Raw genomic sequence first — 13,833 nt, forward strand, 5'->3', positions numbered from 1 at the left:
GGTGAACAAGTGTGGGAGCTTCTTTGATTGATATAAAAAAACGTATTGATTCAACAAAAATGACACGACAAATTACAAGTGCCATGCAAATGGTGTCGGCGGCGAAGTTGAATCGTGCTGAACAGTATGTGAAAAATTTTAAAACATACTCTGAAAAAATTCGAGAAATGGTAACCCATTTAGCAAGCACATTTAGAACAGATATTCATGATTTAGAATATGCAGATGATGTGGATTATGTAAATAGTTTTATTGATTTTCATGATATGTTAATTGATCGTCCAATTCGTAAAACAGGCTATATTGTTATTTCGTCTGATCAAGGTTTAGCGGGTAACTATAATAGTTCTTTATTCCACTCAACATTGCAAATGTTGCAAGAGGAGCATCAATCTAATGATGAGTTTGTTTTAATGGCAATAGGGTCAAGCGCAACGGCATTTTTTGCTAAAGAAGGTATTCCTGTACATTACCAATTAGATAGTTTGAGTGATCATCCGTCATTAAGAGATGTACAAGGTTTAATTGCTAAGTCTTTAAATATGTTTAAAGCAGGAGAATTTGATGCTTTATATGTTTGTTATAATCATCACGTAAATGCGATGATGTCAAGATATCAAGTTGAACAGATGTTGCCATTGATAGATTTAGATGAAGTTGTACCAGAAGAAGAAAAAGTCACGACTCAATATGTTTTTGAGCCCTCTCGTGCAACTGTATTGGCAAATTTATTGCCACAATATGCAGAAAGTTTAATTTATGGTGCTATTATAGATGCGAAAGCATCAGAGCATGCTTCTCGTATGATTGCGATGAGAAGTGCGACGGATAATGCAACCAAATTGATTGATGAATTGAAAAAACAATACAATCAACAACGTCAAACAGCAATTACGCAAGAGATTACGGAAATTGTTGGTGGAGCTGCTGCATTAGAAAATTAAAAGATAAAAGAGGAGGTACTGAAATTGAAAATAGGACAAATAAGTCAAGTTGTTGGACCAGTTGTTGACGTAACGTTCCCATTGTCTGACGGAGTACCGGATATCCACAATGCTTTAATCGTAAAAAAAGAATTACCGAATGGTGACTTAAAAGAGATTGTTTTAGAAACAGCAGTAGAGCTAGGTGGCGGTGTTATTCGAACAATTGCGATGGAATCAACCGATGGTTTAACACGTGGCATGCAAGTAGAAGATACAGGAGAAACCTTAAAAGTACCTGTTGGAAAAGAAACACTCGGTCGTGTCTTTAATGTCTTAGGTAAAACAGTAGATGGACAACCTGATTTTCCAGAAGATTTTAAACGTCACCCAATTCACCGTAAAGCACCTGTTTATGAAGAGTTAAATAGTAAATATGAAATTTTACAAACAGGAATTAAAGTCATTGATTTACTCGCGCCGTATTTAAAAGGTGGGAAAATTGGTTTGTTCGGTGGAGCCGGTGTAGGAAAAACGGTTTTAATTCAAGAGTTAATCCATAATATTGCAGAAAAATCAAATGGTATTTCTGTGTTTACTGGAGTTGGAGAAAGAACACGTGAAGGAAATGATTTGTATTTTGAAATGAAAGAATCTGGTGTTAGTGAAAAAACAGCCATGGTTTTTGGACAAATGAATGAACCGCCGGGTGCGCGTATGCGTGTTGCTTTAACAGGTTTGACACTTGCTGAATATTTCCGTGATGAAGAAAAACAAGACGTTCTTTTGTTTATTGATAATATTTTCCGTTTTACACAAGCTGGTTCAGAAGTGTCTGCGTTGTTAGGAAGAATGCCTTCTGCTGTTGGGTATCAACCAACATTGGCAACAGAGATGGGGCAGTTACAAGAACGTATCACGTCAACAAGAAATGGTTCGATTACATCTATTCAAGCTATTTATGTACCAGCAGATGACTATACAGACCCAGCACCTGCGACGACATTTGCTCATTTAGATGCAACAACAAACTTGGAAAGAAAATTAACAGAATTAGGTATTTATCCAGCGGTAGATCCATTGGCATCAACATCAAGTGCGTTGACACCTGAAATTGTTGGGCAAGAGCATTATGAGGTTGCGATGGAAGTACAACGCATTTTACAACGTTATCGTGAATTGCAAGATATTATTGCTATTTTAGGGTTAGATGAATTATCTGAAACAGAAAAAGTGATTGTAAATCGTGCAAGACGTATTCAGTTTTTCTTATCTCAAAACTTCCATGTTGCTGAAACATTTACAGGTCAACCGGGGTCATTTGTTCCCGTTGCAGAAACAGTAAAAGGGTTTAAAGGTATCATTGATGGTAAATATGATGATATTCCTGAAGATAGTTTCCGTAATGTCGGCTGTATTGAAGATGTTATTCGTAAAGCTGTCTTAAGTGGATATAATGGTCCGGCTAGACATGAATTAACAGCGGAAGAATTAGAAAAATTAGAAAATAGTCGAATGGTATAATGGGTGATGATAATGAGTGAAGAAAAACTAATTAGAGTCAATATTGTGACGCCTGATGGAGTTGTATTCACACACAGGGCACAGTATGTATCTGTGAAAACACCTATCGGAGGGTTGACTATTTTACCAAACCATATTCCGATTGTGACAACATTATCCATTGGTCCAGTAACAATTAAAAGAAGACAAGATAAAGGTTTTGAAAATTATGTTGCTGTAAATGGAGGCATGCTTCAATTTTCAAATAATGTATGCAATATTGTTGCCGATACAGCGGAAAGAGCACGTGATATTGATAGAGAGCGTGCTGAACGTGCAAAAGAACGTGCCGAACGTGCTTTACATGAGGCAGAAGAATTGCATGACATGGCTAAACTTAACCGTGCTAAAATTGCGTTGAACAAAGCAATTAACCGTATCGGTGTAAGTAGCCGTTATGGAAAATAGTAATGTTTATAAAAAACATACGTAAGGATTTTAGGAAATAATCCAAAGTTAAAAAGTGCAGGCAACATGATAAAATGTTATCTGCACTTTTTGATTCTGTAATAAATCGTGGGGGTAGAGAGAAATAGTGAGTATATAGGTGGTGAATAGCATTAACCATTCACTACCTTTTTCACATTCTTTTTCTGTCACCGAGAATGGTGTTGTATGATTAAAATACGTAATCTAAAATAAGAAAAACGTCTATAGCCATAGGTAATCCGTTTGATTGTTAATAGCTTCTGTGATGCCGTTTGAATAAGGTGTGATAAAAACTTGATAAATACCATTCTGATAGATTTTAAAAATATCAAATTTCTTTCTAAGCCACTCTGGTAATGACAGGTCAACATGATGAATAACCTCCATAAATAACTCAAAATCTCGCTGTCTATAAGCATATCTCAACTCTTGTACAAACTCATATGCTTGTTTTAAAACAGGACTATAGTCTAATAATCTATCAAGGATTTGTGCGTGTGTCAGATATGTTTTAAAGGATTGGTGATAATGATAGTCTGTATCATTTACATCAAAGGCATCTTTTAATAATAATTTCCAGTATTTCTTTAAGTGTTTATAAGCCTTTTCGTCTTTTTTAAAGGTGTTCATTTCTTTTATACGTAGTGTATTTAAATTCCGATGTATATGTTGTATGATATGAAATCTATCTGTGACAATAACGGCATTAGGAAAAACCTTCTGAATAAGTTTGCCATAATTGGCATTCATATCCATAACAAAATAGCGAACGCTATGTCTTGCTTTTTTAGAAAATTGTTTAAAATAAGTGATTAAATGGTCTAATTGGCGACTAGGTAACACATCAATAATACGGTGTGTCAATCCGTCTACAAAGATAAAGCTCATCTTCCCTAAATGAGATGTCACAGACTTAAATGCGTCGATACAAAGTACTTTTGGTAGATATAGAAATAGTGTATAATGTATTTTGATTACAGTTAGGCTGTTACCAAATAAGGATATAGAAAATGAGATGTTTTTTCAATATGTGAAAGAATATCGATTCATCAAAGGAGTGACATACAATTAGAAATATAGCCAATCATTACATGGTTAAATACATTTTCTTTGGCGCATTGACGACAGGTGTTAATTTTCTGTCTTTATGGGTATTTAAAACTTATACGGTCTTACCATTGATTTTGTCTAACTTTTTATCCATTGTTTTATCTATTTTATTTGCTTATTTTGTGAATGCAAAGTATGTTTTTTATTCGAAAGCACAAACAACAAAACAAATATGTCAGGAATTAGGAAAATTCTTTTCTGCAAGAGTGATTACAATTATTGTTGAATTAGTGGGAGTATGGTTATTAGCTGAGGTATTGTTATACTCATTGATGTATTCTAAATTGTTTGTCAATATTATTGTGTTAATTTTAAACTTTATATTTTCTAAGGTTATTTTTAAATAACATCACATGAAGGAGACGGAATATGACTATTTTGATTACGGATTCGGAAAGTCAAATAGGAAAGGAATTACAGAATTATTTTCGTGAGAGAAAAATTGAGTTTCTAGCAACGGATAAAATAAATTTTGATGCAACAAATGAAATTTTAGTAAATCAGTTTATTGAAGATTTAAAACCAGAAATTATTTATCATTGTACTGAATATACGTGTGACGATATATTAATAAATCATCTACAATATAGTGAATCATACCATATTGATACAACAAGATATATTGCAAGTGCTGCTAGTCGTATAGGTGCAAAAATGGTATATTTGAGTTCATCTTTTGTTTTTGATGGGCAAAAAGAGATACCGTATTTGGTAGATGATATGCCTAATCCACAGTGTAAAAGTGGTATGCTTGCTTATGAAGGTGAGTTAGCTGTAAGAGAATTAGTAGAGTGTGCTTATATTATCAGAACATCCACAGTATTTGGAGAGTATGATCCTCTTTTTCAAGATTTATCTTTTGAGTCAACTGAGCCAAGAGAAGTATTTATAGACTTGCCAAATACTGTACAACAATATACATGGAGTAAATCAGTGGTTGAATTTATGGTGTTTCTTGTTGAAAATGGTGCTGATTATGGTGTGTATCATTTTGCTAATAGAGAACTTTGTAAAAAAGACGAGTTGGTACAAACGTATTTAAGTATGAGAAATATGTCAGTAGAAATTGTAAATAGTGAGAACGCTCATGACGACGAATTTCCTATTTTAGATATTTCTAAGTCAGAAAATCTGTCGTTTTATATTCCAACTTGGAAAGAGTCAGTTATGAATATGTGGAAAGAGATAAGTGATTAAATTGAAAGTATTATGCTATTTTGGTTAAGGGTGATAAATGATGAAAATAATGATTACAGGTGCACATGGCCAACTAGGAAAAGAACTAATCAAATTTTATAGATTGGTTCCAGATGTTGAACTACTATATACGGATATAGACGAGCTAGACATCACAGTTAGGAAAGATGTGCAAAGTTATATTAAAAAGAATCGGCCGAATATGGTCATCAATGCAGCAGCTTATACAGCTGTTGATAGATGTGAAGATGATAAAGAAAAAGCTTTTGCTATAAATGTTGAAGGTACAAAATATTTGGCACAAGCAACACAAGAAATAGGAGCGGTCTTTGTTCATATTTCAACAGATTATGTTTTTGACGGATTAAAGCAAGAACCTTATGTTGAAGAAGATATGACTAACCCTAAAAATTTTTATGGTATTACAAAAGCAGAAAGTGAACAAGTTGTGTTACAAACTGTTGATAGACATTATGTGATTAGAACATCATGGTTATTTGGAGAAGGACATAACTTTGTTAATACAATGCTGAATTTATCAAAAACACAAAAAAGTATACAAGTTGTAAATGATCAAAAAGGTAGTCCAACAAGTGCGGCTGAACTAGTTCGTGCGATTGATTTCATTGTAAAAACAAATACATATGGTATTTATCACGCCTGCTGTGATGAGGCATGTACTTGGGCAGAATTTGCTGATTACGTCTTTGATTATTTAGGACTAAACATAAAAGTCGAAAAAGTGTTATCTACTGAATATAAAACAAAAGCAGAAAGACCATTGAATACAACAATGAGTACGGAAAAATTGAAAAAAATGGGATTTAGTATGATAAGCTGGAAACAAGCAGTAGAAAAATATTTAGATAAGAAAAGAGAGTTTGATAGTAATATGGATAAAAAGAAAGTACTTGTAACAGGGGCGAATGGATATTTAGGTAGACATGTAGTAAAAGCTCTTTTAGATAAAGGGCATGACGTTTATGCATCTGATTTAAGATTTGACGATATTGATGATCGTGCTAAAAAATGTGATGTTCAATTATTCTCAAGAAATGAGCATATTTATGATGAATTAGATAGACCTGATATTGTCATTCATTTAGCTTGGAGAAATGGATTTATTCATAATGCAGATACGCATATCGCAGATTTATATGATCACTACATTTTCTTAAAACATTTAATTGATGGTGGATTACCTAGATTAAGTGTTATGGGTACGATGCATGAAGTAGGTTACTTTGAAGGTGCTATCAAAGAAGATACACCAACAAATCCAATTTCTCTATACGGTATTGCTAAAAATAGTTTAAGACAAATGTTGAATGTCGCTAAAAAAGATACAGTTGATGTGACATGGTTGCGTGCCTACTATATTTTAGGAGACGATTTAAAAAACAACTCCGTATTCTCTAAATTGACTCAAAAAGCAATGGAAGGTGCTAAAGAGTTTCCTTTCACAAGTGGTAAAAACAAATATGATTTTATCAGTGTGACAGAGTTAGCCAATCAAATCGCAGAGGCTTCTTTACAAAATGAAGTATTAGGTGTTATTAACTGTTGTACAGGGAATCCGGTATCCCTTGCAGATAAAGTAGAAGAATACATTGCAGAAAATAATTTAGATATAAAATTACAGTATGGGGCATTCCCAGATAGAGAATATGATTCATCAGGTGTATGGGGGGATCCTACAAAAATTAACCGAATTATGTCAAAAGTAAAGAAGGTGTAACATGAAGAAAGGGCGGATTGAATCATTCTTAAGAAATAATATGATGAATATCATCGTTGTTCTATTCTTTCTTTTGTTAACTTATGGCATAAAAATATTTAATATCGTGATTTCTCATGATACAGAGGCAATTATTTCTGTGCGAGATTCTCAGTATGAAGCATGGATTTCAATGGGAAGATATGGATTAGTGTTTATGAAATGGCTAATAGGAACGTATGACTTTAATCCGTATATTGCCTCATTTATGATGATAACAAGTTTATTTGTGGCAAGTCTTCTGTGGATATATGTGATTGGCTATATTCAAGATGATTTAGACATGAAAAAACAATATAGATGGGTGTTTCCAGTTATTTGTTTAACATCGCCTGTTTTTGCCGAGCAATCAGCTTTCTTATTACAGTCATATGAGGTATCTCTTTCATTAAGCATCAGTGCGATAACTGTTCTGTGTATCTATAAAGGCATTATGAAGAAAAATATAGCGTATCTGATTGCATCTGTTGTATCTATTGCCTTTTTACAATCTGTTTATCAAGCGTTATTGCTTATTACCTTTACTGGATCCGTGTGTGGATTTGTTGTTTTTTATGACAGATTCACACGTTCAGAAAAGTACGATACCAAAGGGTACTTGATGATTGTCGGAAAAATCCTACTAGTATTTGTGGGGGGCGTTCTATTATGTGCAATAACAGAAAAAATCGTATTGAGTGTATTAGGCATTCACAAAACAGCGTATATTACAGAGCAATATTTATGGTCTCATGCAAATAAATTAACTGTGATTAAAAGCATCTTATCGCATATAGGTGTTGTTTTATTTGGAGGACGAATTTTTTATTCATATACATTGTTCATTTCTATGTTAATTACATGCTTATTTGTGGCATTAAAATACAAAAATCATCAAAAAGGTTATTTTGTTTATATACTCTCTATTTTTGGTGTGTTTGTTTGTCCTTTTTTATTAACGTTCATATTAGGGCAAAGTCTTTCAGCACGTTCAGAGTTGACAATTCCCTTTGTGTGTGGATTTTTAGTTTATTATAATATAGATCAATTACAAAATATTAAAAAGTATGATGTTTTAAAAACAGCAGTTGTGGTTTTGACAGGGCTTGTTGCAATCAATCAAGCCAATACATCGGCTAGAATTTACTATACAGAATATGTAAAATATCAAGAAGATGTTATGTTGGCAACGAAGTTGTCAAATCGTCTTGAAGAAAAATTCGGAAAAGATGCGTATACAAAACCCGTTGTTTTTGTGGGATATAGATCAGCATCGCTAAACGAATCAACGTATCCAGAGAGTGCGTTAGAATTAACGGGTCGATCATTTTTCTCCGTATCATTTTCAACATTGCATGGTACATTTGTGATGGAGAATTATTTAAGAACGATTGGTATCAATTTTAAAAGTCCTTCTCAAAAGCAAATTGACATAGCAGAAAAAATCTCTCAAAACATGACATCTTGGCCGAGTGATGAAAGTATCATCGAATATAATGGCATCATTATTATAAAATTATAGAAAATAGGTGATTACTTTGAAAAAAAGACTATTTTATCTTGATTTTATAAGAGCAGTAGCAGTCATAAGTATTGTGCTAACACATTATAATGCTGTGTTTTTTTATCGAGCAGTACAACTCCCTGAAAAAACAGTTTTTACATATATGGTTGGAGGTATTCCCATCGGTAGTTGGGGTGTGTCATTGTTTTTAATCATATCAGGCGCAGCATTGATGTATACATACAATGATTCTATTTGTTTAAAAACATTTTATAAAAAGCGACTGCTTACGCTTTTTCCTATGTTTTATTTAGTGTATAGTGTGGTGTTTTTCGTCTTACCATTAGGGTATCGAGCTTTTTCTTCTGGTATTATTCCTAGAAAAAATATTTTATTTACTTTGATAGGTATGGACGGGTATTTAAGTGAAGTCGTTCCAACTTTTTATTTAGTGGGTGAGTGGTTTTTAGGGTTTATTATTTTACTCTATATTATTTTTCCACTTTTGAGAAAAGGTGTGACAGAGTATCCTAAATCTTTTGCAGTAATTTCTTTAATGGTATATATTTTTTTAGTTTTTAACTATCATATTCCATTTCATAAAGAAAAATTCTTATTACTGCGTTTGCCAGAGGTTCTGTTTGGAATGTATTTCGTTAAATACATGAAGAAAGTATCTGTCATAACGTTGATAGGCTCATTGTGTGTATTCCTTTCAGGAACACTGTTTTCAATACAGATAGATCAAATATTTAAAATAACATTGATAGGAATTAGTTCTTTCTTGATACTGGTGTATGTATCTGAAAAAGTTAAAAATAAATACACAGTGTCAGTCAGTGCTTTTCTATGTAAATATTCTTATGCAATCTTTTTAGTACATCATGTCATTATCGACAGTTTTATGAGTAGAATTAACTTAGATTTAATTGGTCTAAAGAAAAGTTACGCATTCTTTTTTGTTTGTCTTGTCCTAATAGGTATTGCCTCAATGAGTGTTTATAAATTAGATAGTATAATCAATAAGAAAATTTTTAATAAATAATTGATGAAATTCTTTGTAGAAGGGAATAAATATGATTTTAACAGAAAATATAAAAAGATTAGGTATATATTTTTTCTTTGATAAACATGGAGATGTCGATGACTATATTCCATATTTTTTAAAAGACTTGAATAAGAGTTTAGACAGAACTGTGATTGTTGTTAATGGTAAATTGACTGATAAAGGGTCACACATATTACATCAATATGGAGATGTTCTTGTTAGAGAAAATAAAGGATTTGATGTTTGGGCATATAAATCTGCATTAGAGTATGTTGGTTGGGAAACATTAAAAACATATGACGAAATTGTTCTTCTAAATAGTACCATCATGGGACCAATATATTCATTCAAAGAAACATTTGATAAAATGAATTGTATGGATCTTGATTTTTGGGGATTAACAAAATTCTTTAAATATGATGCAGATCCATTCGGTTGTATCAAATATGGTTATATACCAGATCATATCCAATCGCATTTTATTGCGATTAGGAAACCTATGATAAATAGTGAAGAATTTTATCAATATTGGTCTAAAATGCCAATGATAAATAGTTATAGCGAAGCTGTTGGAAAACATGAGGCTATTTTTACGAAGCATTTTAGCGATTTAGGTTTTAAATGGGATGTATCTGTTCAATGTGATGATTTAAGAGAGTTTACAGGTTATCCATTATTGATGTGTCCTAAACTTTTGATCAAACAATATAGATGTCCTATTTTTAAAAAGAGAAGTTTTTTCCATAACATTGATGATTATTTAGACAATACGACTGGAGAGCAAACGAGTGAGTTGTATGATTATTTAGACAATCATACACAGTATCCAGTAGATTATATATGGGATACAATTTTGAAATCTTATCCTCAAGCAGATATTGTAAAGAATATGAATTTAGTATACATTTTACAAAAGAATGGAAAAAAAGATATTTCTCATATTCTAGCAACAAGAAAAATCGCATTAGTCATGCATGTATATTTTATGGATTTACTTGATGATACGTTTGAAAAAGTGAGTGTAATGCCAAAAGAAGCACATATTTACTTAACAACTAACACACGTGAAAAACAAATTTTGATACAAGAAAAATTCAAACATTCAAAATTTGCTCATCTTGATGTACGATTGATTGAAAACAGAGGAAGAGATGTGAGCAGTTTGCTCGTTGGTGTCAAAGATGTCATCATGGATTATGATTATGTATGTTTTGCACATGATAAAAAAACAGCTCAAGTAACACCAACCATTAGAGGAGCTGGCTTTGCCTATAAATGTTTTGAGAATACATTAGGTTCTCAAAGATTTGTTTGTGAAGTGATTGAAACATTTGAATCAAATAGTAGATTAGGGTTGTTAACACCACCTGAACCTAACCACGCCATTTTCTTTCCAACATTGGGAGCAGAGTGGGGGCCTAATTACGATATTACAAAAGAGTTGGCTAAAGAACTACAGTTGACAGTACCAATTAGTTCTGACAAGCCACCAGTTGCACCATTTGGCACGATGTTTTGGTTTAGACCTAAAGCAATGAAACCATTATTTGACAAAGATTGGGAATACACAGATTTTCCAGAAGAGCCAAATAAAATAGATGGTACACTACTACATGCTGTTGAAAGAATTTATCCATTCATTGTTCAACAGTCTGGTTACTATCCTGCCATTGGTATGACGGATAAATTTGCTGCGATTGAATATGGTAACTTAAAACATTATTTAAGAGGTTATAATCTTGGTATTTTAGGCGCCGGTGTAGGTCCATACTATCCAAAAATGAGAGAAGAAATGTGTTATCGTATGGCTTCTAAAGGGGGCATTGTTGTATTCACTAAAGCGTTGATAAAAAAAGTGTTGAGAAAAGTCTTACCACCGAAAATGAAAATGCATCTTCGAGAATTTTATGGAAAAATGCATAATAGATGATGAAAAATAGGTAGTAGTATTATCAAAACTGTTTCACTTAAAGGTGCTAACAATTTAGATGTATGATTTCTTAGTGTTAAGAAAGGTTAATCGTTATGAAAAATAGTTTAATAACATTAAAAAAATATCTTCCGTTATTATGGGAATTGATAATGCGAGATGTGAAATTACGGTATAGAAAATCTGTTTTAGGAGTTTTTTGGACACTTCTAAATCCTTTAATGATGATGGCAGTGATGTCTGTTGTATTTGCGCAACTATTCAGATTTGATATTGAAAATTACCCGTTGTACGTTTTAAGTGGACAACTAGTCTTTAACTTCTTTTCTGAATCGACCTCTTTGGCTATGTCATCTATTATTTCTAATGCAGCGTTGATAAGAAAAATATATATTCCTAAATACTTGTTTACGGTATCTAAAATATTATCAAGTTTAATCAATATTTTATCATCTTTATGTGCATTGATTATTGTCATGATGATTACAAAAGCAGAGTTTCATTCTACTATATTTTTTGTATTCATTCCGATCGGCTTATTAACAGTATTTTCGTTAGGAGTAGGCTTGTTTTTATCAAGTTTTGTTGTGAAATTCAGAGATATTATCCACCTTTACAGCGTTTTATTAACAGTTTTATTATATTTAATGCCTGTTATTTATAATATGTCTATTTTACCATCATTTATATTACCTTTTGTTAAATACAATCCATTAACACAGATTTTAGTTTTTTTCAGAGATGTGACTTTATATGGAGTGTTTCCTGATCCAATGATGTTATTATACACAGTTGTTGTTTGTTTTGTAACGTTGGGTATTGGATTACGAGTATTCTATAAATTACAAGATACATTTATTTTGAATATTTAGTTTACATATTTGAAAAGAGGTGATTATATGTCAACGATGATAGAAGTTGATAATGTGGAAATCAAATTTAGTCTTTCTAGGGAAAGATTGGATAATTTAAAAGAGATGATTATAAAAAAAATAAAAGGACAAATTGCAACAGACGACTTTTGGGCATTAAAAGGCGTATCGTTAACCGTTAATAAAGGTGATGCTGTTGGACTGATTGGGTTAAATGGTAGTGGGAAAAGTACGTTATTAAAAGTGATTGCAGGTGTTTTAAAACCAACTAAAGGAACCAAAAAAATTTATGGGACGATTGCACCATTGATTGAATTAGGTGCAGGGTTTGATTTTGATTTAACAGCTAAAGAAAATATCTTTTTAAATGGAGCAATTTTAGGATACTCGAGAAAACAAATGATGTATTATTACGATGATATCGTTGATTTTTCGGAATTACATGATTTTATGGATGTTCCGATTAAAAATTTTTCATCAGGAATGCTAGCACGTTTAGCGTTTGCTATTGCAACTATTGGTACACCGGATATTCTTATTGTTGATGAAGTGCTTTCGGTAGGTGACTTTAGATTTCAACAAAAATGCGAACAAAGAATTCGTAAAATGATTGAAGCGAATACGACGATTTTATTTGTGTCGCATAGTATTGAACAAGTGGAAATGTTGTGTAATAGAGCGGTGTGGTTAGAACATGGCGTTGTGAAAATGGAAGGACCAACGCACGAAGTTGCCCAAGCATACAAAAATGCTTATTAAGATAAAGGTTAAGAAAAGAGCGTAAAAATATGAAAAAACATATTCAATACATCATAATGACCGTTATCATTATTTGTGGATTGTTTTGGTATTCTTCTCAAAGTGTCTTTAGAAGTTTATACAACACAGATCCTAATTTGAAAGCGGAAGTTTTAGGTAATTTAGATGAACAAATGACATTGAAACAATATTTTGTTCCAGAGGATTCAACCATTTCTGAAATTGAAGTTGCAATTAAAGAATTTTCTCATGATACATCTAGTAAAGTTAAGTGGTCACTTGTAGAAGTAGAGTCTAATAAAGTCATAAAATCAGGAGAGTTTGAATTAAACAAATCAACTCCAACAGGAGGAAAAGTTGTTTTATCTAAATTTTATTTAGATATGACAGATGTGACTTTAAAAAAAGGCAGTGCGTACTATATAGAGTATAAAGGCAATATAGGTGATTTATTTAAAGTGACAAAAGCACGCCAAAAAGAAACAACAATTATTGTGAATGGCGTAGAAATAGATCAAGCAACATTTACTAAAATAAAATACAATGGGTTTCATTTACAAACATTCATTATTTTATTGTTGCTGTCTGTTTATATCATTGTCTTTATGAGTGTGATGACGAGATTTTTTAGATAATGTTTATTTTATTGATTATCAAAAGAGGCTGTTCCAAAAGTTAAAAAGTGAAAGCACTATATGGTATCGTTTGGATTCTATAATAATTGGTGTTGCTGGCTTCCAAT

The 13,833-nt window shown here is 32.2% G+C and carries 13 protein-coding genes; 12 read left to right on the top strand and 1 reads right to left on the bottom strand.

What is annotated here, in order from left to right; translation table 11 throughout:
- The first annotated feature begins 11 nt into the window (after positions 1 to 11).
- The 3 genes from H1220_01450 to H1220_01460 are packed head-to-tail and all read left to right on the top strand — an operon-like array spanning position 12 to position 2,894.
- Complete coding sequence (locus H1220_01450; GenBank protein QMI86066.1) at positions 12 to 944, top strand: F0F1 ATP synthase subunit gamma; 933 nt, start codon at positions 12 to 14, stop codon at positions 942 to 944.
- A gap of 24 nt (positions 945 to 968) precedes the next feature.
- Complete coding sequence (gene atpD / locus H1220_01455) at positions 969 to 2,447, top strand: F0F1 ATP synthase subunit beta (GenBank protein ID QMI86067.1); 1,479 nt, start codon at positions 969 to 971, stop codon at positions 2,445 to 2,447.
- A gap of 12 nt (positions 2,448 to 2,459) precedes the next feature.
- Positions 2,460 to 2,894 (top strand): F0F1 ATP synthase subunit epsilon, encoded by a 435-nt coding sequence (locus tag H1220_01460; GenBank protein QMI86068.1) that lies wholly within the window; start codon positions 2,460 to 2,462, stop codon positions 2,892 to 2,894.
- A gap of 243 nt (positions 2,895 to 3,137) precedes the next feature.
- Here H1220_01460 and H1220_01465 read toward each other — a convergent pair whose 3' ends face one another.
- Complete coding sequence (locus tag H1220_01465; protein ID QMI86069.1) at positions 3,138 to 3,824, bottom strand: ISL3 family transposase; 687 nt, start codon at positions 3,822 to 3,824, stop codon at positions 3,138 to 3,140.
- Positions 3,825 to 4,006: 182 nt separating this feature from the next.
- Here H1220_01465 and H1220_01470 point away from each other — a divergent pair, with 182 nt between their 5' ends.
- From H1220_01470 to H1220_01510, 9 genes are all read left to right on the top strand, one after another.
- Positions 4,007 to 4,372 carry a GtrA family protein gene (locus tag H1220_01470; protein ID QMI86070.1) on the top strand — a complete coding sequence of 122 codons (366 nt, stop codon included), beginning with the start codon at positions 4,007 to 4,009 and terminating at the stop codon, positions 4,370 to 4,372.
- 22 nt (positions 4,373 to 4,394) lie between these two features.
- On the top strand, positions 4,395 to 5,222 hold the full coding sequence (locus H1220_01475; protein QMI86071.1) for a sugar nucleotide-binding protein: 828 nt from the start codon (positions 4,395 to 4,397) through the stop codon (positions 5,220 to 5,222).
- A gap of 49 nt (positions 5,223 to 5,271) precedes the next feature.
- Positions 5,272 to 6,960, top strand: a complete 1,689-nt coding sequence (gene rfbD, locus H1220_01480) for a dTDP-4-dehydrorhamnose reductase (protein QMI86619.1) — start codon at positions 5,272 to 5,274, stop codon at positions 6,958 to 6,960.
- Position 6,961: 1 nt separating this feature from the next.
- Entirely contained in the window at positions 6,962 to 8,500 is a 1,539-nt protein-coding gene (locus H1220_01485) for a glucosyltransferase domain-containing protein (protein QMI86072.1), read from the top strand.
- Between the two features lie 16 nt (positions 8,501 to 8,516).
- Positions 8,517 to 9,527, top strand: a complete 1,011-nt coding sequence (locus H1220_01490; GenBank protein ID QMI86073.1) for an acyltransferase — start codon at positions 8,517 to 8,519, stop codon at positions 9,525 to 9,527.
- A 31-nt stretch (positions 9,528 to 9,558) separates the two neighbouring features.
- Entirely contained in the window at positions 9,559 to 11,460 is a 1,902-nt protein-coding gene (locus tag H1220_01495) for a rhamnan synthesis F family protein (GenBank protein QMI86074.1), read from the top strand.
- 95 nt (positions 11,461 to 11,555) lie between these two features.
- Positions 11,556 to 12,332, top strand: coding sequence for an ABC transporter permease (locus H1220_01500; protein ID QMI86075.1), 777 nt, complete (start codon positions 11,556 to 11,558; stop codon positions 12,330 to 12,332).
- A gap of 27 nt (positions 12,333 to 12,359) precedes the next feature.
- Positions 12,360 to 13,091, top strand: coding sequence for an ABC transporter ATP-binding protein (locus H1220_01505; protein QMI86076.1), 732 nt, complete (start codon positions 12,360 to 12,362; stop codon positions 13,089 to 13,091).
- A gap of 29 nt (positions 13,092 to 13,120) precedes the next feature.
- Entirely contained in the window at positions 13,121 to 13,726 is a 606-nt protein-coding gene (locus tag H1220_01510) for a hypothetical protein (GenBank protein QMI86077.1), read from the top strand.
- Positions 13,727 to 13,833: the final 107 nt, after the last annotated feature.

The organism is Carnobacteriaceae bacterium zg-84 (genome assembly GCA_013874835.1).
Classification (GTDB): Bacteria; Bacillota; Bacilli; order Lactobacillales; family Aerococcaceae; genus WM01.

What these genes read in the sequence shown, in the direction of transcription:
- H1220_01500 (QMI86075.1), top strand. Translation starts at nt 11,556, where the DNA reads ATGAAAAATAGTTTAATAACATTAAAAAAATATCTTCCGTTATTATGG.
- rfbD (QMI86619.1), top strand. Translation starts at nt 5,272, where the DNA reads ATGATTACAGGTGCACATGGCCAACTAGGAAAAGAACTAATCAAATTT.
- H1220_01510 (QMI86077.1), top strand. Translation starts at nt 13,121, where the DNA reads ATGAAAAAACATATTCAATACATCATAATGACCGTTATCATTATTTGT.
- H1220_01470 (QMI86070.1), top strand. Translation starts at nt 4,007, where the DNA reads ATGGTTAAATACATTTTCTTTGGCGCATTGACGACAGGTGTTAATTTT.
- H1220_01495 (QMI86074.1), top strand. Translation starts at nt 9,559, where the DNA reads ATGATTTTAACAGAAAATATAAAAAGATTAGGTATATATTTTTTCTTT.
- H1220_01485 (QMI86072.1), top strand. Translation starts at nt 6,962, where the DNA reads ATGAAGAAAGGGCGGATTGAATCATTCTTAAGAAATAATATGATGAAT.
- H1220_01460 (QMI86068.1), top strand. Translation starts at nt 2,460, where the DNA reads ATGAGTGAAGAAAAACTAATTAGAGTCAATATTGTGACGCCTGATGGA.
- H1220_01475 (QMI86071.1), top strand. Translation starts at nt 4,395, where the DNA reads ATGACTATTTTGATTACGGATTCGGAAAGTCAAATAGGAAAGGAATTA.
- H1220_01505 (QMI86076.1), top strand. Translation starts at nt 12,360, where the DNA reads ATGTCAACGATGATAGAAGTTGATAATGTGGAAATCAAATTTAGTCTT.